Annotated in this window: 24 protein-coding genes and 2 pseudogenes (1 of these 26 cut by a window edge); 11 read left to right on the top strand and 15 right to left on the bottom strand. The window is 32.4% G+C overall.

Translation table 11 applies throughout. From position 1 onward, the window contains the following. Nucleotides 1–20: 20 nt before the first annotated feature. Together AMET1_RS02755 and AMET1_RS02750 are read left to right on the top strand one after the other, a co-directional pair. On the top strand, nucleotides 21–299 hold the full coding sequence (locus AMET1_RS02755; RefSeq protein WP_143406818.1) for a hypothetical protein: 279 nt from the start codon (nucleotides 21–23) through the stop codon (nucleotides 297–299). Nucleotides 300–491: 192 nt separating this feature from the next. Continuing rightward, entirely contained in the window at nucleotides 492–776 is a 285-nt protein-coding gene (locus tag AMET1_RS02750) for a DUF3892 domain-containing protein (protein ID WP_086636952.1), read from the top strand. Nucleotides 777–1,013: 237 nt separating this feature from the next. Here AMET1_RS02750 and AMET1_RS02745 read toward each other — a convergent pair whose 3' ends face one another. The 5 genes from AMET1_RS02745 to AMET1_RS08105 all read right to left on the bottom strand — a co-directional run bounded on the left by AMET1_RS02745 (nucleotide 1,014) and on the right by AMET1_RS08105 (nucleotide 4,516). Beyond that, nucleotides 1,014–1,793 carry a hypothetical protein gene (locus tag AMET1_RS02745; RefSeq protein ID WP_086636951.1) on the bottom strand — a complete coding sequence of 260 codons (780 nt, stop codon included), beginning with the start codon at nucleotides 1,791–1,793 and terminating at the stop codon, nucleotides 1,014–1,016. Next, nucleotides 1,786–2,259, bottom strand: coding sequence for a hypothetical protein (locus AMET1_RS02740; protein ID WP_086636950.1), 474 nt, complete (start codon nucleotides 2,257–2,259; stop codon nucleotides 1,786–1,788). Before AMET1_RS02740 ends, AMET1_RS02745 begins: the two co-directional genes overlap by 8 nt. Nucleotides 2,260–2,362: 103 nt before the next feature. Beyond that, nucleotides 2,363–2,908, bottom strand: a complete 546-nt coding sequence (locus AMET1_RS02735; RefSeq protein ID WP_086636949.1) for a hypothetical protein — start codon at nucleotides 2,906–2,908, stop codon at nucleotides 2,363–2,365. Nucleotides 2,909–3,260: 352 nt separating this feature from the next. After that, complete coding sequence (locus AMET1_RS02730; RefSeq protein WP_086636948.1) at nucleotides 3,261–4,208, bottom strand: hypothetical protein; 948 nt, start codon at nucleotides 4,206–4,208, stop codon at nucleotides 3,261–3,263. Between the two features lie 134 nt (nucleotides 4,209–4,342). Beyond that, nucleotides 4,343–4,516: a tyrosine-type recombinase/integrase gene (locus AMET1_RS08105; RefSeq protein ID WP_086636947.1), complete on the bottom strand. Its 174-nt coding sequence runs from the start codon at nucleotides 4,514–4,516 to the stop codon at nucleotides 4,343–4,345. 217 nt (nucleotides 4,517–4,733) lie between these two features. Here AMET1_RS08105 and AMET1_RS02720 point away from each other — a divergent pair. The 5 genes and pseudogenes from AMET1_RS02720 to AMET1_RS02705 all read left to right on the top strand — a co-directional run. Continuing rightward, nucleotides 4,734–5,645 (top strand): annotated as a pseudogene (locus AMET1_RS02720) (type I restriction-modification system subunit M); the annotation flags it as partial. A 73-nt stretch (nucleotides 5,646–5,718) separates the two neighbouring features. Next, nucleotides 5,719–6,315 carry an N-6 DNA methylase gene (locus tag AMET1_RS08040; protein ID WP_330848014.1) on the top strand — a complete coding sequence of 199 codons (597 nt, stop codon included), beginning with the start codon at nucleotides 5,719–5,721 and terminating at the stop codon, nucleotides 6,313–6,315. Next, on the top strand, nucleotides 6,312–7,529 hold the full coding sequence (locus tag AMET1_RS02715; protein WP_086636946.1) for a restriction endonuclease subunit S: 1,218 nt from the start codon (nucleotides 6,312–6,314) through the stop codon (nucleotides 7,527–7,529). Before AMET1_RS08040 ends, AMET1_RS02715 begins: the two co-directional genes overlap by 4 nt. After that, entirely contained in the window at nucleotides 7,516–10,512 is a 2,997-nt protein-coding gene (locus AMET1_RS02710; RefSeq protein ID WP_201721248.1) for a type I restriction endonuclease subunit R, read from the top strand. Before AMET1_RS02715 ends, AMET1_RS02710 begins: the two co-directional genes overlap by 14 nt. Before the next feature lie 323 nt (nucleotides 10,513–10,835). Continuing rightward, nucleotides 10,836–11,264 (top strand): hypothetical protein, encoded by a 429-nt coding sequence (locus AMET1_RS02705; RefSeq protein WP_143406817.1) that lies wholly within the window; start codon nucleotides 10,836–10,838, stop codon nucleotides 11,262–11,264. Between the two features lie 406 nt (nucleotides 11,265–11,670). Here the strand turns inward: AMET1_RS02705 and AMET1_RS02700 are convergent, their stop codons facing one another. The 3 genes from AMET1_RS02700 to AMET1_RS02690 form a co-directional block, all read right to left on the bottom strand. Next, nucleotides 11,671–12,336: a hypothetical protein gene (locus AMET1_RS02700; protein WP_086636943.1), complete on the bottom strand. Its 666-nt coding sequence runs from the start codon at nucleotides 12,334–12,336 to the stop codon at nucleotides 11,671–11,673. A gap of 523 nt (nucleotides 12,337–12,859) precedes the next feature. Beyond that, nucleotides 12,860–13,489 (bottom strand): hypothetical protein, encoded by a 630-nt coding sequence (locus AMET1_RS02695; protein WP_086636942.1) that lies wholly within the window; start codon nucleotides 13,487–13,489, stop codon nucleotides 12,860–12,862. 97 nt (nucleotides 13,490–13,586) lie between these two features. After that, entirely contained in the window at nucleotides 13,587–13,904 is a 318-nt protein-coding gene (locus tag AMET1_RS02690; RefSeq protein WP_086636941.1) for a hypothetical protein, read from the bottom strand. Nucleotides 13,905–14,424: 520 nt separating this feature from the next. On the opposite strand from AMET1_RS02690, the gene AMET1_RS02685 reads away from it, so the two are divergent. After that, a complete protein-coding gene (locus tag AMET1_RS02685; RefSeq protein WP_086636940.1) occupies nucleotides 14,425–14,760 on the top strand; it encodes a hypothetical protein in 336 nt (111 codons plus the stop codon). 235 nt (nucleotides 14,761–14,995) lie between these two features. On the opposite strand, the gene AMET1_RS02680 is transcribed toward AMET1_RS02685, so the two are convergent. Further along, nucleotides 14,996–15,550, bottom strand: a complete 555-nt coding sequence (locus AMET1_RS02680; protein ID WP_161490733.1) for a tyrosine-type recombinase/integrase — start codon at nucleotides 15,548–15,550, stop codon at nucleotides 14,996–14,998. A 599-nt stretch (nucleotides 15,551–16,149) separates the two neighbouring features. Between AMET1_RS02680 and AMET1_RS02675 the strand changes: the two genes are divergently transcribed. After that, nucleotides 16,150–16,653: an HNH endonuclease gene (locus AMET1_RS02675; RefSeq protein ID WP_201721247.1), complete on the top strand. Its 504-nt coding sequence runs from the start codon at nucleotides 16,150–16,152 to the stop codon at nucleotides 16,651–16,653. Continuing rightward, nucleotides 16,653–16,895 (top strand): hypothetical protein, encoded by a 243-nt coding sequence (locus tag AMET1_RS02670; RefSeq protein ID WP_086636938.1) that lies wholly within the window; start codon nucleotides 16,653–16,655, stop codon nucleotides 16,893–16,895. The genes AMET1_RS02675 and AMET1_RS02670 overlap by 1 nt, the downstream gene beginning before the upstream one ends. Nucleotides 16,896–17,534: 639 nt before the next feature. On the opposite strand, the pseudogene AMET1_RS08125 reads toward AMET1_RS02670, so the two are convergent. The 5 genes and pseudogenes from AMET1_RS08125 to AMET1_RS02645 form a co-directional block, all read right to left on the bottom strand. Then, nucleotides 17,535–17,663, bottom strand: a pseudogene (locus tag AMET1_RS08125) (hypothetical protein); the annotation flags it as partial. A gap of 404 nt (nucleotides 17,664–18,067) precedes the next feature. Beyond that, nucleotides 18,068–18,814 (bottom strand): hypothetical protein, encoded by a 747-nt coding sequence (locus AMET1_RS02660; RefSeq protein WP_086636936.1) that lies wholly within the window; start codon nucleotides 18,812–18,814, stop codon nucleotides 18,068–18,070. 152 nt (nucleotides 18,815–18,966) lie between these two features. Then, a complete protein-coding gene (locus AMET1_RS02655; RefSeq protein WP_086636935.1) occupies nucleotides 18,967–19,293 on the bottom strand; it encodes a hypothetical protein in 327 nt (108 codons plus the stop codon). 95 nt (nucleotides 19,294–19,388) lie between these two features. Next, nucleotides 19,389–19,769 (bottom strand): hypothetical protein, encoded by a 381-nt coding sequence (locus AMET1_RS02650; protein ID WP_086636934.1) that lies wholly within the window; start codon nucleotides 19,767–19,769, stop codon nucleotides 19,389–19,391. Nucleotides 19,770–20,099: 330 nt separating this feature from the next. Beyond that, the gene (locus AMET1_RS02645) at nucleotides 20,100–20,342 is read right to left on the bottom strand and encodes a DUF6095 family protein (RefSeq protein ID WP_086636933.1); all 243 of its coding nucleotides are present in this window, start codon (nucleotides 20,340–20,342) and stop codon (nucleotides 20,100–20,102) included. A gap of 230 nt (nucleotides 20,343–20,572) precedes the next feature. On the opposite strand from AMET1_RS02645, the gene AMET1_RS07770 reads away from it, so the two are divergent. Continuing rightward, nucleotides 20,573–21,022 (top strand): hypothetical protein, encoded by a 450-nt coding sequence (locus AMET1_RS07770; RefSeq protein ID WP_143406816.1) that lies wholly within the window; start codon nucleotides 20,573–20,575, stop codon nucleotides 21,020–21,022. Nucleotides 21,023–21,237: 215 nt separating this feature from the next. Here AMET1_RS07770 and AMET1_RS02630 read toward each other — a convergent pair whose 3' ends face one another. Further along, nucleotides 21,238–21,303, bottom strand: partial view of a hypothetical protein gene (locus AMET1_RS02630; RefSeq protein ID WP_086636930.1) — the final stretch only. The gene runs 129 nt beyond the window's last position; the window shows 66 of its 195 coding nt (coding positions 130–195); the start codon falls outside the window, past its right edge; it ends in the stop codon at nucleotides 21,238–21,240.

Here is a 21,303-nt window from a genome sequence, read left to right as displayed (position 1 = left end):
TAATTATCAATATAAGATTGATGATTGATAAAATGAATAAAAAAAATAAACCACCAGAGGGAAATGACAAAGAAATAAAAGAGAAAAAAATTCAAGGGGCAAAAATTGCTGAAAAAATTTTAAATAGAGATGATGTAAAAAAGGATAAAATCGATGAGATTTTATTCGAGGAGGCACTTCACCACAAAATTGACAAGGCCAGAGAAATTTTTAGTGCGGAATTAAGAGATAAAGATGATATAGTAATTACTGGATTTATAAAACAGCTAGAGGATTCTTATGAAACAGAAGTAAAATAATAAAAATAGCCGTAGAAAGACTAATAAAGGAATAAAAACTTCAAACAATACATCAAGACAAATAAAATTATAAATGGAAGAATATAGTTTCTAATTCAAGGATTATTAGAGAGAAATATATTTGTGAAAAATCCAAAAATACTTAAATATAGGTTTAAAAAGTTAACTAAAGTTATTTAATGGTGGCCTAAAATGGTGGATTATTATATAAAATGCATTCAAGAACACCGAGGAGAAAATATTTCTAATGTCGGGGTAGGGAAAAAATTAGATAAATGGATCGAGACTAAAAAAACGAAAAAAGAAGTTATTTTGGATATTGATGAAAAGAACAAGGTAATAAAAACTGCATATTTAAATAATAAAGAATGGGTAGCTGGTAATGAAGTTCATACAGTTGAAGGCGAATACATAAGAACTGATAGAAACGATAAATTATCTGATAACTTAGGAGAACTACCAAATTGTCCTGATTAAAAATATCGTATGCTCAATTAGTAGATTAAATAGATTAAAAATCAATGTTTGAATAATCAAATCAGGTGATACATCTTATTCTTTAATTTTATATTTACTAATCTAAACTTGCATAAATATAAAAAAATATCTTAATAAAGAAATTCTTAGATATATTCCTCTTCCTTTTGATATCAGTTTATCTGAAAATCGTTAGTTTAAAAAAAATAATGAATAAGTTAATGTGTTAGAATCAGGCTAGCCTCTTTTTTCTTGCATTTTTTGAGTTCTTCCATAAGTCCCATTGGGCTTCATGACAATACCTGTAAAGATTTTTTCTCCTGTTTCAAACTCTGGGAAGTTTTGGATTTCTTCTGGGTCATAAGTTTTCCAAGTCATTTTATTTCTTACTAACCCCTCTTCAGTTGTAAAATGAATTATTCGACAACCTTTATCTTTTGGCTCTTCAACTACGGATATCTCCTGCACTTTTTCAATATCAGCTATGATTCTATTACAAAATTTACCCCAGTATGGCAAACCCTCTATATGATCGCATTTTTCATAGTCTTCTCCACAAATCGAACAAACGAACTTTTTTACAACAAAACCAGGGCTTAAATATGTTTGTGGTGGAAATACGAACTTTTCTACCCATCTATACTTATCCTGCATGTTCTGTATATTTGGCTTTCTCATCATCTTGTGTGCAGATTGGGCAGATCTTAAAAAATCTTGAGCATCAACTAGACTACCCCAAGATTCAATCCACTCTTCTGATTTTAAAGATAACCACATATCAAGCTCGGATCGAATCGCACGACAACCACATCTAACTGCAAGAATCTTATTTGCCATATCTTCATCCTTGTTCTTAACTGCTAATTCTTGAGCAAAATTTAAACGTTTTATATAGTCTTTTAATTCATTAACTGAGTTTTCTTGAAGGTCAGAATCACGAGGTAGAAAAGTTAGCACTTGTGCTCGACTTATTATATCTTCAAAATCCGACAAAACATCGCCAATTCTCTCATTCATCCACTGAATCACCATCTTCTAAAGCTTTATTCATCTTTTGCATTAATGAGTTTGGAAGATCCTTAGGATGCCCTTTATAAGAAAACCTCTTATAATCTCCATTAGAAGTTTCCTGATAAACTTCAATTTCAATTTCTCTATGGGCTCTCTGAATGTAATACTCAGCAATTTTCTCCAAAATAAAAAATATAATCTCCTTGTTTTCCCAAAACCAATAAAACAAAAGAATACTTGGAATTTCAACGCCTGCAGAACGCTCTACCGCAACCTTTTTATCTTCTCGAGTTATAGCCAATTCACAATTGATGTTGTTTAATTCCAGTACCTTTTGGACTGCAAATACACCACTTTCATAAATATAGTCTTCTTCGTATTTTTCACTAGGAAGTAATAAAACCTTATCTTCTAATTCAGCTCGATTTTTAACATCTTTAAGTTCATCAATAATTTCGAAATACTTTTTCATTTTCTGGAATATTATTATCCTATTCTATAAATTTTTTTGATTTATTTTTAATATCTTTATACCTGAAGCCCTTTTTTACTTTTATTCAGCTGCAATGTGAGATTTAGATTTTGTTTTTGAATGCTTTGATTATTTTTTCTTTTTCTTTTTCGTTTGAGATTTTTTGTACTGCTTGGCTTGGTTTCCAGCCTATAGTTTCCCTTAGCTCCTGGGGTGAGAGGCTTTCTTCTTCTGTTAAAATTATTTTCCAATTGACCTTGACTTGATACTCGTTGTTTTCTTGCTCATAGATTTGTTCTCTGTCTTCAACTGCATTTCCATTCCATTCTTTCTTCACTTTTCCTAATGCTCTTGCACCTATTCCTGTTATATAAGAGATAACATAATCTCCTTTTTGAAGCCTTCCTAATTTTTCTCCATATTTTTTGGGTCCATGAGTTATCACTACATCATTTTTGTAGATTTTAGTTCCATCATCAGGGAGATGGGGTTTGTTTGAGTTTACGAAAAAACATTTTTCTTCTTCTAGTAGATCTTCATAACCAGCTTCTTTTATCAATTCCTGTACCATGTCATCACCAGTGTTAAATGCAGGGAAAATTTCTCCAAGCGCTTCCTTAGTTTTCTCAGATATTCTTAAAGTAGGCATAAATATCAAACCCAATAGTAACAATGTTACGCCTCCAACATAAATGTTTTCGACGTTTAAAAAAATTAAAATTATATTAAAAAAATTATAAACCCACAATATCAATCAAAAACAAGTTTAATAAAAATTATAACCAAAATAAAACTAATTTAAAAATAACTAACCGATTTTATACATTTTAAACTCTTATTTTTTCTTAAAATTTAAATTTATTTATCTCAATGCTAATAGCGCTAAAATAATTCTAAGTTTGTTTAAGAAAGCTCCCTTTTTTGAACACATAGGAGTATATAAATAAAAAAAGGATTCTGTTCGCTACCTTTTTTAAACGATAAAGATTTTATATTCTGACTTAGAGTATTAGATATATTATTAATCCAGATAAGAAGATATCATAATATATCCATTTTCTGAATATGTGTACTCCTACTTCTTCAAAATCATTATATCCATACCTTAAGAATAAAAAACTAATTAAATTAGAAAACAACAATAGAGGCCATGATAGAATAATAAGTAATATTATAAAACCTAATATGGGGAAAGAAGTTATTATAAAATTCCAAATTAATACAATAATCAATAAAGGCGAAAATAGTATTAAAAGAACTATTACTAACTTCTTTAAGTTTTTACCCTTGTATGTTTCTAAAGAATAGAAATCTTTAGGATTATCAAGAAATACTGGGAAAGGTTTTAAGTTTTCTTTTTTTAATTCATTAATCAGTTTTTGCACTTCTTCTGGAAATGAATCTCTTGCAGAAATTTTAAAGGCCGATAAAACGGCTGATAAAACAAATCTATTTGCTTTAGAAATAGATTCTTCTTCGTTATTTTCTTGGATCTTTCTATTCAAAAGTATACCCATATTATAGAAAAAATCCTTAAATTTAGCTTCATAAACGAAAAATATAGGCGACGAGTAAAATAAAATTAAAATAAAAATTAGGACTTGATTTTGAGTATTAAAGCCAAAATAACTTGATATAGGTGTACTTAAAAACCAAATTAGATATATAACTGAAGCAAAAGTAATCAAATCAATTAAAATTAAAGAATAGTTCATAAAGTTGCTAGAATTAAACTCCTCATTGACAATGGCCATTCTCCGTAATAGAGTAATTAGTAATATTAAAACTGCTAAAACTGATATAAAATTAGAAAAACCTGAAAAATGAGGTATTGATAGAACTAAAGTTGCGATTAAAGCTGCAAAAGCTATTTCAAAATCAACTTGAGTTATATTACCTCTTTTCCTATCCAAATCCGAAAGGATTTTATTTTCTTCCGATTTCTCCATGCTTAATCCTAATTAGGTTCTGATTTTTTATACTTGAAAGTAAATTATATATTTAGATCCATCAAGAATAAAAGCAATTTTTATAGAAAATCCATCTCTCCTTATTTAATCTAAAGGACTTTATTGTTAATTTTTTAATTCCATATTTTTTCATATTTCCTTTGTATGTCTTGAGCTACTACATCTAAGTATATCTGTGTGGTTGAAAGCGAGGTGTGATCCAGTATCTTCTGAAGTTTCCGGAGATCCATTCCATTCTTTAAACAGTGGATTGCGAAGCTGTGCCGCCATTTATGAATTTTAAGCATCAGCTTTATTATTCCGGCACTTAATGCCCCACCAATAATTAGTATTGCTCCAATGATGATTATATCTATTAATATAGGTTACTCTTATACGTTCAGTTTTTCAATAATTCTGTTGATAGTTTCTTTTAGGCTGTTTAAACTTGGTTTTTTATTTTGTTTTTATTTTTTATTGGTTGTAAGGTAAATTTAAAGTCTTAGTGTTGGTAATGTTTTTGTAATGTCTTTGAAGCGTAATAACGGTGAGTTGGAGAAGAAGTTGTGGAAGTCGGCTGAGCAGCTTAGAGGGCCTGTTGAAGCATCTGAGTACAAGCACATCGTTTTGGGATTATTGTTTTTGAAGTATATGTCTGATTCTTTTGAGAAGAGAAGAAAGGTATTGTTGGAGAAAACTCGGGATTCTGATTCAGAGTATTATTGTGGGGATAATGAGGATGAGAGGCAGTATATACTGAGCGATAAGACTGAATATAAGCGTGAAAACATTTTTTTCATTCCTGAGGAAGCAAGATGGAGTTATCTAGTTGAAAACGCTAATGAACCAGATATTGGTAAGAAAATCGATGAAGCAATGCGTAAAATTGAAAAAGAAAACCCAAGGCTTAAGGGCTTATTATTAAAGGATTACTCCAGGTCAAGCATACCTCACGAAGCACTTAAAAACCTGCTTGAATTATTTGCAAACATAGATCTACATGAAAATGATAATGGAGAAGATAAAGTAGATAGAGACCTTTTTGGTAGAGTATACGAGTACTTTATCTACAAATTTGCCAAAGAGGGAGGGCAGAAAGGAGGAGAGTTCTACACCCCTAAATCCGTAGTCGAATTATTAGTAGAGATTCTGGAGCCATATGAAGGAAGAATATTCGACCCCTTCTGTGGCTCTGGAGGAATGTTTGTACAAAGCTACAAATTCCTGAAAAACCATGACGGAGAAGAAACAAACATATCCATCTATGGACAGGAAATAAAAGAACCAACACTAAGAATCTGCAAAATGAACCTACTACTACGGGGTCTAGAAGGAAAAATAAAACTAGGTGACACTATAAGAGACAACCAACATAGAGGCCTGAAAGCTGATAAAATAATAACAAACCCACCATTCAACATGAGCGAATGGGGAAAACAAACAATATCCGACGACGACCCAAGATTCAAATACGGAATCCCCCCCCTCAAACAACGCAAACTTCGCATTCATCCAACACATACTACACCACCTAAAAGAAGACGGATTAGCCGGAACAGTAATGGCCAACGGCTCAATGTCAGTACAAAACAAACAGGGAGAAATACGCAAAAAAATAATACAAAACGACTTACTAGACACAGTAATAGCACTACCAAAAGAACTATTCTACACAACAAGCATCCCAGCCTGCATATGGATATTCGCAAAAGGAAAAGAAACAGACAAATACAGAGATAGACCCAAAGAAACACTCTTCATAGACGCAAGAGAACACTACAAAAGCATAGACAAAACACAAAACACACTCAAAAAAGAACATATAGACAAAATAGCCAACAAAGTAAGAGCCTACCGAGGAGAAGAAACAGCTGGAGAATACGAAGACGAAAAAGGATTCTGCAAAATAACTACAACACAAGAAATAGCCGAAAACAACTACATAATCACCCCAGGCCGATACGTAGGAATAAAAGAAAACAACGAAGACGACATACCATACGACATAAAAATGGAAAAACTAACAAGCGAACTAAGAGAACAATTCAAAAAATCAAACCAACTACAAAAACAAATAGAAACAAACCTAGAGAGGCTAGGATTTTGACAAAACAAAAAGAACTTGAAGAGTATAAAGATCCCTCGGATAAAAAGGATAATAACAAAAAATCTACTGAAAAATTAAAAATAAAAGAATTAGGGGAAATTATTACGGGAAACACTCCCTCAACCAATGAACCAGAAAATTATGGAGGCGATATTCCATTTGTGAGAGCGAAAGACATCAACAAAGGAACTATAATAGAAGATACAGAGAAAACCATTACTCAAAAAGGACTTGAAAAAGTGGGTAAAAACAAATTAATACCTAAAAAATCTATCATGGTTACATGTATTGGAGCCAAACTTGGAGAAGTAGCAATTTCAAAGAAAAAATGTTTGACTAATCAACAAATTAACTCATTAATCACATCAGATGAACACGATACTTGGTATGTATATTATAACCTCCTTAATAACAAAAAGAAATTAAAAAATTATGCCGGAGGCTCCGCTCAACCAATCCTTTCTAAATCAAAGTTTGGGGATATCAAACTTAAAACTCATTCTTATAGACAGCAAAAGAAAATTGGATATATACTAGGAAGTTTAGATAAGAAAATAGAAGTTAATAACAATATAAATCAGCTTCTTGAAGAGATAGCTCAAACTATCTTTAAACATTGGTTTGTTGATTTTGAGCCCTACGAAGAATTTAAAGACTCAGAAATAGGAAAAATACCCAAGGAATTCGAAGTAGGAAATATAAAAGAATTACTTACTCTAAGAAATGGCAAATATATCAAAAAGGAAAAACAAAGTAAAGACGGAAAATATCCAGTTTATGGAGCAAATGGTCAAATTAATAAAACAAATGAAAAAAATGTTAAAGAAAGATGTATAACAATCGGACGGGTTGGTTCGATAGGGGAAATTCATAGAGTCGAGGAAGAGGCATGGATAAGTGATAATTGTATAATTGCTAAACCAAAAGAAAAAGTAGGGTTTAATTACATTTACTTCTTATTAAAAAGATTAGGACTTAAAAAGATTAACCAAGGCTCTTCTCATCCAATGATAACACAAGAAGCAATTAAGAGTAGACAAATTCCTGTCCCTCCTATAGAGTATCTACAGAAATTTGAGAAAAATGTTGAAATGTATTTTGAACGCATATTATCATTAAAAAAAGAAAATGAAAAGCTGATGAGAATAAGAGATACTTTGCTTCCTAAGTTGATGTCTGGTGAAATTAGGGTGGATGATATTGAGTTTGAGTGAGTGGTCTCTTTCTGAAAGACCTGCTATAGAGGTTTTTGAGGATTTAGGTTATGAATATAGGGAAGGTGGGGAGATTAGTCCTGCAGGAGAGAGTTCTGAAAGAGGTTCTTTTTCCGATGTTGTCTTAAGGGACAGATTAAGAAGGAAGTTGGTTGAGTTCAATAGTCATATACCTGAGGATGTTATTGATACTGCTGTTTCTGAATTGCTTGGGTATGGTTCTCCTAAGTTGATTAAAAATAACAGGGAGTTTCATGAGAATTTGGTTGAGGGTATAGATGTTGTTTATGAAAGAGGAGGGGAGGAGATTGGTGATAAAGTCAAGGTAATTGATTTTGAAGATCCAGGTAATAATGATTTCTTGGTTACTAACCAGTTCTCAATCAAGATTGGAGATAACCCTAGAAGAATTCCTGATATACTGGTTTTTGTTAACGGCCTACCTATAGCTATCTTAGAGAATAAAGATCCTACTAGCACTACCACATCTATTAAAAAAGCCTACGAACAGGTAACTGAAAAATATAAGAATGATATCCCGGATTTATTCAACTATAACGAATTCATCGTAGTTTTAGATGAAAATAACGCTAGAATCGGTTGTTTGGAAGCTGATTGGGAATGGTTCCAGCCCTGGAAATACATAGAAGAAGAAGGAGACAAAAGACCAGAGTATTCTGAAGCTGAAACACTGATTAGAGGAGTATTTAGTAAAAATAGATTGATTGATTTAATAGAGAATTTTATTGTTTTTAATGAAAAGGAAGGTAGGTTGAATAAAGTCTTGAGTGCTTACCACCAATATTATGCCGTAAAAAAAGCAGTTGAAACCACTAAAAACACAGTACCAAACAACGACCGTAATAAAATTGGTTTAGTCTGGCATACACAGGGCTCTGGAAAATCATATACAATGGTTTTCTACACCAAAAAAACCAGAAACACAAGAGAACTTGGAAACCCAACTTTTGTCTTTGTTACAGACAGAACAAGCCTAGACGACCAACTACACAGAACATTCACAAACGTGGGATACAGAACCGAATGGGCTCAAAACATCACTGACCTGAGAGAAAAACTGGATAGACAGTACGGCGGACTAATATTCACAACAATACAGAAATTCCAGACAAAAAAAGAAAGATACCACGAAACATCAGAAGAAAAATTCCCCACAGTAAATAGAAATAGCAATGTCATTGTAATAGCAGATGAAGCCCACCGCTCACAATTCAAAAAACTAGGGAGAAACCTAAGAAGAGCCCTCCCCAACGCATCCTTCCTAGGATTCACAGCAACACCAATAGAAAAAGAAGACCGATCATGCCTAACCACATTTGGAGAATACATAAGCCAATACACAATAGACCAATCAGAAGAAGACGGCTCCACCGTACCAATATACTACGAAAGCAGATTAGCCAAACTAAAACTCAGAAACGACAGAATAGAAAAAAAATCAAAAGAACTATTGGAAGCCGGTTCCGAAGACCTAAAGAACGAAATGGTCCAAAAATGGACTAGATTAAGAAAAATCATCGAAAACAACGACGAAAGACTGAAAACAATTGCCCAAGACATAGTTAACCATTTCAACGGCCGTCCAATTGAAGGAAAAGGAATAATTCTAGCTATCAGCAGAAAATCAGCCGTCAAATACAAAAAATACATTGAAGAAATAGATGAAGCCCCTGAGGTAGATGTTGTCATAACAGATCCAGGGGAATACCTAGATGAATATAAAGATGAAAATGACCTAAAAACCAGGTTCAAAGACCCAGAAGACCCTTTAAAACTAATTGTTGTCCATGATAAGTGGACAACCGGTTTCGACTGCCCACCCCTACATACAATGTATATCGATAGACCAATGAAAAACCATAATCTACTGCAAGCTGTCGGAAGAGTTAACAGGACATATAAAGATAAAAGCGGTGGACTAATAGTAGATTACATCGGCATAGCCGACAACCTAAAAAAAGCCCTAGACAAATACACCAAAAACATACAAGAAACAGCCATGGAAGACCTAGACCGAGCAATCAAAATAATGCACCAAAAACACAACAAAACAAAAAACTTCTTAAAAGAAACCGATTTCAAGAACTGGCAAGAAAAAGAAGGATTAGAACTTCAAAGACTATTCAACAAAGCTCAAAACGAAATACTGGAAACAGAACAAAAAACAGAGAACTTCATGAATACAGTAGCAGAACTAAACAAAGTATTTTCACTAGTAAGCCCTAACAAAGAAGCTATAAAAATAGAATCAGACGTAGTATTCTTCAGAGCACTTAAAAAAAGCCTAAACAACATCCTAACACCAAAGAGAGAAAAAACATATGAACAAATAGACTCAGTAATGAAAGAACTGGTATCCGAGGGAGTAACAGTAGAAGACATAATAGAAGTAACAGGCCTAGCAAAATGGGAAAACGAACAAGCAGTACTAAGTAAAGAGTTCATGCAGGATGTCGAAGAAATAGAATTTGAAAACCTACAACTCAGAATGCTCGAAAGATTACTAAGAAACGAAATAAACTCAAGAAAAAAACAAAACCTAGCCAAATACGAATCATTCGAAAAAAAACTAGAAGAAACAATCAGCAAATACAACAAAAAAGTAATGTCAACACAAGAAGTCATAAAAGAACTCCAAAACTACGCAAACGAAATACAACAAGAAGAAACAAGAACAAAAGAACTCGACCTAACAGGAGACGAACTAGCATTCTACGACGCCATAAACTCAAACACAGAAAAAAACATAGAGCAAGAAAAACTAACCGAAATAGCCACAAAAATAAAAAACAGACTAAAAGACAAAACAGACATAGACTGGACATCAAGAGACGAAATAAAAGCAAAAATGAAATCAGAAGTCAAAAAAATACTAAGAACCGAAGGATTCACCCACAAAGAATACGAACCACTAGTAAACCCAATAGTAGAACAAGCAGAACTCCTCTACGGAGAAACATAACCCAAACCAAAAAAACCCAAATCAAGCATACTATCTTAAGCATACTATCTTAAGCATATCATAAATAGCATACTAAAAAACAAATTCATTTAATACTAATTTTAGCCCTCTACATATTTTGTTTGTAAATTCTCCCTTTTATGGACAATGTAAGATATATAAGTAAAAACGGGTTTTCTATCTTTAGCTTTTTTAAACGATAAACTTTTTATATTCTGACTTAGAGTGTTAGATTTATTATTAATCTGGATAAGAAAATGTTATAAATTGGGTTCCGAAAACTTCTTTGTTATATACCAAGTCTATTATATGTAGTGTTATTTATGAGGAGAAATCTGATTTTTGGTGTTGTGTTGGTTTTTTTATTGGTTCTTTCTGCCGGTGCTGTAGCGGCAATACCAGCTGACAACTCCCAAGCAGAGCAGAACAACCAGGCACCAGACACACCAGCAACCGATAAAGAAGTATCGGGACAAGACAGCCATCCGTTAGAAGATCCAGAACATCCTGGAAATGAAAACCAGAACGCAACTGAAAATGTACCAGACCATGCCAATGCAAACCTACCATTCACCATAGATATTTTCGAGCCTGAAGGAGAAGAAATACCAGTCAACGAATTTGGAAACATAAGTGAAACACAATACGATGCGCTTGAAGAACTAAATCTTGAGGATCCATTCAAGCTAACAGTATATAATCCAGGGCTTGCTGGTGAAGAATCACATGACTATGCAGTAACAACTTTTTGAGATGAATTCGGTGAAACACCGGGTGACAGAGCATCTGGCCCTTCAGAACGACTTGACTTCGATGAAGACGGATATGCAACTGTTACAATAGGCTCTCCTGGCGTTGATGCCGATGTTAATGCATGGTGGGATGCCACCACTATAAATAACATAGAGATGCCTGAAGATACAGAGCAAGCATGGGTAACAGTTGAGTAATAGACCCTCACTCACTTCCCCTTTTTTATTAGAGTCAAGAATTAAGATTTTTTATTAAGATATGTTTATTTAAATTCACCAAAACATGGAAATTTTGGGTAAAAGTAAAAAAGATCTTAAGAACCAGATAAGCTATTTGCTTTTCTTTTTTTATATAAACCCAGGCTTTTTATTTAGCTTTTTATTTATTATCTTTTTTTTAAAAAAATTAGATTTTTGATTTAATTCTGTCTGTTATATCTTCTTTACACTTTTCACTTTTTCCTTTTTTTATTTCAATTGCTTCTTCTATATAATCGGTGTTTTTTTCTTTTTCTTTTCCTACTTTGAGTTTTAAGAAGATGCATGAAGTATATTCTAAATCATTTTTGTATGCTTGGAGTTTTGCTATGTCGCATTTTTTGTTTGGGTTGTTTGATTTTTTTACTTCAATTACTATTAAGTTAGTATCGGTGTTTCTTTTGTGTATTATTATGTCTGGGTAGACTGTTTTTGCATCTGTATCGTCAATTTTTATTTCGCCCCAACAATTTTCTTGTTCTTCGGTTTGTTTGTTTATTTTTATTTTTTTAGTTGTTTGTTCTCTATTTTCTGTCATTTTGTTATATTCTACATCTACATTGTAATTTGTGAATTCTTTTTGTAGGTGGCTGGCTAGTTTGTGTGTTATGGTTCTTTCGTTTGTTTTTTCTTTTAGTAGGAATTTGTCTTTTTTGAATAGGGTTTGTAGTGCATTTCCAGTTTTTTGGAGTTGTTTTTCTTTTTTCATTTCTTTTTCCATTTTTTTGGGTTTATTTTTTGTTTGGTAGGTTTTTTGTATTAGTTTTTGTTCTAGTTTTTTTCTTTCTGTTGTTTTCCGGATGAAGATTTTCAAATTCTTTTTAATTTTTTTCCTTCCCCCTTTCTAGAATTTTACAATATAATAGGTGTGAGCTAAATCATTTCTTATCGATAAGTTCACTATTCGGTGTTTCATTTGTCTAATAAATCAATTGTATAGTAAATCGGTGGAATTATAGTTTTTTTACAAGATGGTCCATTATGTCGATAATTTTCTAGTTATCATTAAACTAATAATATGGATTCTAGTTCGTATTATGCTATTTTATCTAGCTATTCTGTGAGTTTAAGAAATTGTTTGCAGCCCCTACACCAATACCAATATGTTCCCTTTTTCCCTCTGTCTCTTGTCTATGGTCTCTTGTATCTGCTTTATTTACCGCTCTTTGGCAGTCTGGACATTGATAAGTATACATGAAAACGGCACAAGAAACATGAACATCGCCCCATTATCCAGTGATTGGTTTTTTAACCATATTTCAAGTTATTTAAATTATCTATAATTAAACTGCAAGGTAGACCATAACTATCTCTATAAAGTATTAAGAAAATTTTGTTTAATCAAAGAAATAGGTCTTTTGAAAATCATTAGGGTAAACCGCCTCTTTGGTTTTTTCATCTTTTGATTTAGCTGTTCTAACTGTCACTTTAAAACGATATTTGTTCCCATCCTCCAAGTTTTCAAAAACGTCTAATAGACCCGCTCCCAGTGGCCTTGATAATCTAAGAAAACCGTGGCCGCCTGCCCCAATATCGGTTTTAGTTAGTTCAGGATATACTTTCCATGGTTCTTTTATTTTCACATCCTTGTCACCAATCTCTCCTTTATACGCTTTCCTAGTTCCAATCATATTTGGAACCCAAATCATAGAGATTTTCTTTTTTGACACTTCCCGAAAGTCTGGATGATTCAATTCTACATTATCATCGTTTTCATCAAGTACTTCCAAATAACCAAGAGCATCATTAGCCGTTCTACGACCCTCGTTATCAATATGTACTGATATATGGCCTTTGTTCTCCAACATTTCAAGTGAAATCTCTTTTATTTTTAAATCAGGCTTGTCTGTCCATCGCTCCCAAAATAAAACAGAAGCATAAAACAGAGTGGCTAAAGCGGTTACAGCAGCAAGAGGATTATTAACTATTGATTCAATCATTACTCCCAAAAAATCGATTATAAACATAACAACCTCTACAATTTATATCTAATTTTATTATCTTTAATCTTTAATTCAAATGTATTTATAAAAAAAATTCTTGATCTCAGATTTTTTACTTTGTTTATATTCTATCGGGGTGGTTTCTGTTGTTTTCAGCAATGATCTCTATTTCTTGGTGTGTTTCTTGGTTCATATTTTTTAGTTTTGTTTTACATCTTTTGCAGAGGTTGTCCATTATGTATGTGGCGTTGGTTTGCTTTATCTCTCTTAGGTTGTTGAATCCATCATATTTTTGTCCACAGAGTGTTGGGTATGGTTCATATTCGTTTTTGTATTTGTTGCTTATATTTAGATAGATTAGGTGTACTTTTCCCTCTTCACTTGAGTGTTTCTTCCATCTTAGGTTTCTAAGGGTAGGGGTTCCGTGGTATTTCTTCATATCTTTATCCCTCAATCAAAGTATTTGCATTTTTTTCACTAAAGCTAAAGGGATACACATACCTTTACTTTATATACTAGGAATGAAATTTTACTCTAAAAAACACCAACTAAAGAACCAACAACACAACTCAGAATAAGGGGTGCTACCCTAGTATAGTATGTATAGAACGATATTTTGGTGTTTTAAAACAAGATTCAACCAACCTACTTCAACTTAATTATATTTAGACTAACCTATTTTTTATTTAAAAAAACGGATAAAAACCCAACCAGATACAACTCTTAAGCCAATTCATATATAGAACTTTATTTTTGTGTTTCTGGTTTATTGGTCCACACTATTTAAATAACATAATAAACATATTTTCCCTGAACTACTACTTGTTTGTTAGTTCAAACTTACGGGGTGATCTACCCAGTATTTTTTCTTCCTGATAAATTACCCATATAACACTATAATTTATGATGTAAAAACGAAGGCTTAGAAGAAAGGCCACGCCTTAGGAGGTTAATGTTTAATGGGAATCAAAGAAGACTCGGTAGAGCTTCTTGGATATGTATATAAAAGATACAAAGAAAAAAACGAGATTTACATCGACCCACAGGACATTAATGATACTTTTGAGTGGGAACCAGGCAGAGTAAACCGTGCAGTCAAATATCTTTATGACGAAAAAATCATTAAAGCAAGCTTGCTTGACCCCCAAGGAAAACTACATGATTTTTGGATCGAGGGACTGACTTCAAAAGGCATTAAAACAATAGAAGACGAGAAAACATTCAAAAATACATTCGGTGTAGAAGTAGGAGTTCCAGGAGTTTTAAAGGCTACTTGGAAAGCAGAAGAAAAATAACTAAATTAAAAATTATACGAGTATGTGTAAAGAAACACAATCTAATTAACACAACCTAAAAGAAACAACCCTTAGAACACAACTTAACAAAGCAACTTAAAAAATAAAATAATATTGGGTTGGGTTTGGCGTTCTGATCTTCGAAGAGCTATAACTAAACTAAGAGACAGAAAAAGAGCTCAATAGCCAATTTAAAAGACAAATTGAGCAGAAACCTAATAAAACTGAAGTACACTCATCCCCAAACTTTCTCATACTCTTTTTGTACGTCTTCAGCCACTACATCTAAGTATATCTGTGTGGTTGAAAGTGAGGTGTGACCCAGTATCTTTTGTAGAGTCCTTAGGTCCATTCCATTCTTGAGGCAGTGGATTGCGAAGCTGTGCCGCCATTTATGCGGCTTAGATGTAAAATCACATTTTTCAGCGTACTTATAAACTATATTCCTTAGTGTCCGTGATGAAATATCGAATACATGGTCATTTTTGTTTAGGTTGTTTGTCCACATCTTCAACAGGTTCTTGATTTCCTGGGGTACTGGTACTACTCTGTCTTTCCCACCCTTACCATTCCTTACTATTATTCTTTTTTCGTTGAACTCGAGATCTTTCTTTTGTAATGAGGTTAGTTCGCTTCCTCGTAGGCCGGTGCTCCATAGGATTTTTAGTATTAGGTAGTCTCTTTGGTTGTTTTGGTCGGATTTTTCTAGCATTTGTTGTATTTCCGTTTCTCTATGGTATTTCGGTAATTTTTGGTGTTGTTTTTGTGTTTTATAGCCTATTTTTTCCATTATATACCTCTTTTTCTTCCGTTTTTCTATGAAAACGGAAACCATTAAAATCTTTAGAATCTTATGACAGAAACAAAAATAATTCTAAAAAACTCTAAATACTAATTTTCTATTATTAAAAACAAATTTCTATTATTGGGCTCCCTCTGCCCATTTATCTAACCTCTTAACCTTCTAATCATACTTTCATATAATTTTTTCCAAAAAAAGCCAAAAAAAAGAGTTTTAAATAAAATTTTAAGAAATCTATATTACAAAATTGGATTTAAACATGCCTTTATATGCTAGACATTTGGTTGTAGTAGATATTTAAATCCTATATTAGTTTCTTGTTTTTTTGTTGCTTTATATTATGATTGATACTGTATTTGCTATGGCTGTAAATGCTATTGCTATTATGGATATTATAAGTGCGCTTTGATTTGTTAAGTCTCTTTGCCTGTTGGATATTACTGTTTCCACCTTCAGAGACCTATCGGCTATACGATCTACTTGTTTTTCTATTCGAAAGGGTTTTTATGTATCTTATTGATAGGTAGGATTTTTCCGATGGTTTTATATTTTGTGTTTTGTTATTTTTTTGTTGATTGTGATATTTGATGAGTGATGATGGGAGAGGTCTTCCGCCGCTTGGTTTGTTGCTTTTCTTTTTGATTGGTGCTTTTGTTATGTTTCAGGCTATGGATGGGTTTGATTTAACAGCCCTGATAGGTCTTATTTTTCTTGGTGGTGCAGTTGGGATGACGGGATACATATATTATAATGTTAAGAATGAGGGAGTAAAGGATACGGTGAATTGGTTGTTGGGGAGTAAGCAGGATACTGGTGGGGGGAATTCTGATTCTTCTAGTAAGGTGCCTCCACCATCTGAAAATCTTAAGAATGAATTGTATTTTGAGAGAGCAGATCAAAAGTGTGAGTGGTGTGAGGAGCATACGGATTATCCTGAGGTCCATCATATCAAGCCGAGAGCCGAAGGCGGATCAAACGATACTTCAAACTTAATTGTTTTATGTAGAAATTGCCATGGAAAAGCAGATAGAAACGCAATATCCAGAAACAAACTAAACTACAAGGTTAAAAAACAAATGGAGGACTACTAATGGGAGTAGTAAGAAGACAAGAAGAATGGACCCTTGAAAAAATAGAAAAAGGAAGATACGCCATAAAAAGAAGAAAACAAAAAAAAGCAGAAATAATAACAAAAGACTACATACCCAACAACAACCCACTAAACAACCTAGAAATAATGACAGAACAAATAGAAGTCAAAAACTTCAAACAAGCCGAAAAAACATTCAAAAACTACATAAAAAACTACAAACAAAACCCCTTCAAACTATAACAAAAATTACAAATATTGTGGAAATAATGTCAAACAATAGTTTCAATCTATTTTTTCATTTTTGGTTGTGGTTTTCTTCTCTTCCTTGTTCTCGATAAAATTGCTGGGGTCCCTGGTTTTTTGTTGGTTTACTGTAAACTCTCCCCTCTTTATCATATATCTCTGCATCACAAGCTGGATTCTTACAAAAGTTATTATTCGTCTTTAGAACTACGTTGTTAGTTTTATTAGTTATATTTTTGAGAGGATCTGTGTAGAATATGAAATTCCTATAAAAGTTTTCTAAAGAAATGGGTTGGCGTTGTTGTTGCCTTGGAACCAGTTATTGTAGAGATGTAGGGGACAAAAATACATAGATTTTTATATTGTTCGTTAAAATTACTGTTTGGGGAGTTTCTATATGGGGTTGTTTTTGAAAGAACTAACTGAAAAATTTTGTGAGCAGAGCTTTCCCGTGGTTTTTGTTACGATTTTCGCCAAATTCTTGTTTGGTGTGGGTCTGGGAGCTTTATTAGCGAGTTATTTTCAAGCACTTGACTGGATACTGTGGGGTTGGATTCTGATAATAGTGTCATTGTTGTTAAGTATTCCGGCGTATTACTCTCTTTCTCGAGCTGTAAACCTGGACCAAGGACGACCTTAGCGCCTCCATAATGGAATTTTATGTATTCTTAAAAATTTTGAGTATCTTTTAAACCTTAATTCTAATCCTGCAGCTTCTCGAGTTTCGTTCCAACTACCAAAATGTCTTTGCAAAGGACCTAATGATGGTAGGGTATCTCTTTCTCTCTAGTCACTATGAGTTAAATTAGAATTTTCTTGAAGCAGTTCTAAAAGCTCTTCTTTAGAATACCTTCCCCCACCCATCCTACTTCATTCCAATAAATATTTTTAAAAAACTAATTCAAATAATTTTCCATTTTTATAGACATCAATGGTTATCTAGAGTTTTTTCTGGGTTTTAGAGATGTTCAGAGAGGGGAGAAGGGGGAGAAGAGGGGTGGATGGTTTTTTTAGGTGTGGTTTTGGAGAAAACGTTTAGTTTTAGATTCTTTTTTTATGGTTGTCTTTTTTTTGCTTTATATTCTACTTTAAACCTCAAAATCTATTTTTTTATGTCTAAAGAGGCAGTAATACTTGAAGGTTTTTTCTAATTCCCATCGCTATGTTGGTTATATTATCAGAATTCTCAGAATTTCTACATGAATATAATATAAAAAGAACACAAGTCCTATACTCTTCATAATTAACCATTTTGAATTAAATATTGCTTCTTTACTTCCTTTTTGTAATGATTCTTTGACTTCTATATCTTCTTTATTGATGTTTATTTCGGGATCAGAAATTAAAAGATTTTTTACTTCTTTTTCGTGGTCCTCACCTATTAATACTAAGATGGTTTCATTTTCCTGTTGAATTATATCAGTAATCTTATTTTTGATAGCTTTATCTCTTTTAGAGTTCAATGCGGGAATTAAAATAAGGAGAATTAGGGATAATAAGCCGAGTAATAACAATAAAAAACCAATTGAGAGATTAGTGCCAAATATTGGTAATAATAAAGCTAAGTGAATCAAAAATAAGGATAATAAGATGAAAGATAAGTAGGTTATCATTTTTGTTTTTGACATTAATTTAATGAGTTTAAGGTTGTTTTCTCTTGTTTTATATAGTTGGATGTCAAGTGCTTTAGCCATATATTCTACGGGTTTTTTAGAAACCCAAATATTACCAAAGAAATAGGAAAAAAGGTTGAATGGTAAAAGGAGTGACTTTTCTACTAAACTTATTTTTTGCTTCTGATTTTCTTCTCCTTCGAGGAGTATAGCATCTGGTTTTATTTCTGAAATTAATTCTAATTCTTCTCTTAAATCCTGTATTGAAGTATGGTTTTCCTTTTTGAAGATTATTTTAACCATTTTACCTGAGTTTTTTCAAAAGTTATTTACCTTTTTCATCTTTGATTGAATTTAATTGTTTTATTTCTTCTTTTAGGGCTTTTGAAAGCTTTTCTTTGTCTTCAAGTAAAGCTACGTAGTATAGTGTTTTTAGCTTACTTGAATATGTAGATTTAATTTTTCTTAGTTTTTTGAGGATAGTTTTTCTCTTCTTCAAGAGCTTTTAAGTGTACACGGGCAGTGTGAAGAGTTTTTAACTCATTTATCCAGTCAATTTTATTTCGTTCTTTTGAAGTGTGAAATAATAAAAAGATAAATGCAATTAAGAATACTGAAATTGCTATCAAGTTTAGATATGAAGGCTGTTGAAACAATTCTAGAAGTATACCTGCGACTGCGGCTATTGCAGTAATAATGAGGGCTATAACTTCAACATATAATGTCTTTTTCTTTATTTTAAGTAACTTATCGAATTCTTTGTCATCCAATTTTGCATTCATATTCACTTTTTATTTTTTTTTTGAATAAATATGTATATCTTTGTCAGGGTTTTTGAGGTGTTTTGAGGGGGTGAAGAAGGGGGGAGGATGTTTTTTTATGTTATTTTGTTTATGATTGTATTTTTTACTTGGGGGTTTTTTTCTTTGAATAGGGTCATCATTCTAACGTTTATTTTATCTTTTGGTTTTCCTATTTTTTCTTTTCCTGTCCATAGCCATTTTACGTTCCATCCTTTTTTTCCAATTATTGTGTCGTTTATTTGGTTATCTAAGATTATTCCTACTGCTTTTATTGTTAGTCCTTGTTTTGGTGTGAATGATTTTATGAATATTATATCTCCTGATTCGATTTCTCTGGCTAGTTCATACATGTATGGTGCGTGTTTTTCTTTATAGCCTATACTTGCTATATTATTGTTTATGAATTCCTCGCTTTTATCTTCGTCCCAATAAGCTCCTATTCCATATATAGCCATTTTAAACTCTCCTTTATTCGTTCAGTGTTCGCTTTGTTGATTATATTTAATATATTTATTCATCTTTTTATTACTCTGAAGATTTTTTTAATATATAGAATATTAGATTTTCTATGAGGGAAGGGTAGTTCTTTAGATATACTGGTTGAGGGTGATGTGAACTTTTTAGATATTCCCTCTCCTCTGAGGTCTCTTTTGTTACTTATGCACTTACTAAGGCCCCTGGGTTTTTGTGGAAAGGTTATGCCGTTGGAAGTAAATAACCAGAAATAGTTTACATTTTTAGGAAAAATCTATTTTGATTTTAGAAACTTTCTCTTTTATCTTTTTTTATCTTTTTCTTTCAAATGCCCTTAGAATGGTTTTTATTCCTACAATCATTGCGGCTAATGCTAGTATAAATAAAATACCAGTAAGTACCAAAAGGATTATAAAAATTATTCCAGAATCAAACTCCGTAGATTGAGAAAATATTCCTCCACCGATAGCATAAAAAACTAAAGCAAGTAATAGCAAAAAAAATCCTTTAACTATATTTCCTGTTGTACTTATAAGATCTCTTATAATTGACATTAAAATGAAATAATTTTCTAAAGTAATTTAAAACTTTCGTTTAATTTTGATTTAAAATCTATCAGGGTTTTATACGGTGAAAAAAACTGTTTTGTGTAGTTTTCTCAACTATTTTGTTAGAAAAAATGGGAAATAACGGGGGTGTTCATACATGTATACCTAGATGGGTGTGGGGGTTTGTTTTGTTTTGTTGGTAGGTTATTTATTTAATTCTATTTTATTATTTAAGGATGTCAGAAAATAGTTCCAAACCTGATAGTTTCAATATTTTTGTGTTGTTAGGTTTGTTTGGTTCTTTATTTGTTATTTCAGGTGTTTTTTTAGAATGGGTTACTGTTGATGCTGGGTTTGTTACAGAGTCTTTGACTGGTTGGGATTTATATACTGCTCCAGAAGATAGCACTATTTATCCTATTGTAGTGTTGATTGGTGGAGTTTTTGGACTTGTGGGCTCGTTATTGAGTTTTGAATCTGGTTTAGTAGGTTCTGCTGGGTCTTTGGCAATACTTGTAGGAACTATTGTAGTTATTTATGGTTTGTTTTCTTTTTCTGGTTATTTAAGTGAGTTGATGGCACATCCCTATGCAGCAGATCTTGAGTATTCTTATGGTTTCTGGTGTAGTGTAGGTGGTTCTGTTGCGTTGTTGTTCGGCAATTTAACTCTTTTATGGAATCTTTGAGGGTTAGGTTCTTAAGGGGGTGTGTTAATTAGCCCCAAAATAAATGTGGGGCTACGAACCACATGAATGCTATAAATCCAATTATGAATAGGAATAGGAATATTATCCAACCGATGCCAAACTTTAGTTTTGTTTTCTCGTCCAATTTAAAACCCTTACTTTAGTTTATTATTCTATTTTTTGGTCTCTTTATCTATAAAAAGTATGAGAATCAATTACCTTACAACCATTTTACCCCCTCTAATTATTGCGGCTATTCCTATAATTGCAACAAGTATTGT

This window comes from Methanonatronarchaeum thermophilum, from assembly GCF_002153915.1.
GTDB classification, from domain to species: Archaea; Halobacteriota; Methanonatronarchaeia; order Methanonatronarchaeales; family Methanonatronarchaeaceae; genus Methanonatronarchaeum; species Methanonatronarchaeum thermophilum.
The sequence above is the reverse complement of the archived record's forward strand: the minus strand, read 5'-3'. Positions and strand labels throughout refer to the sequence as shown.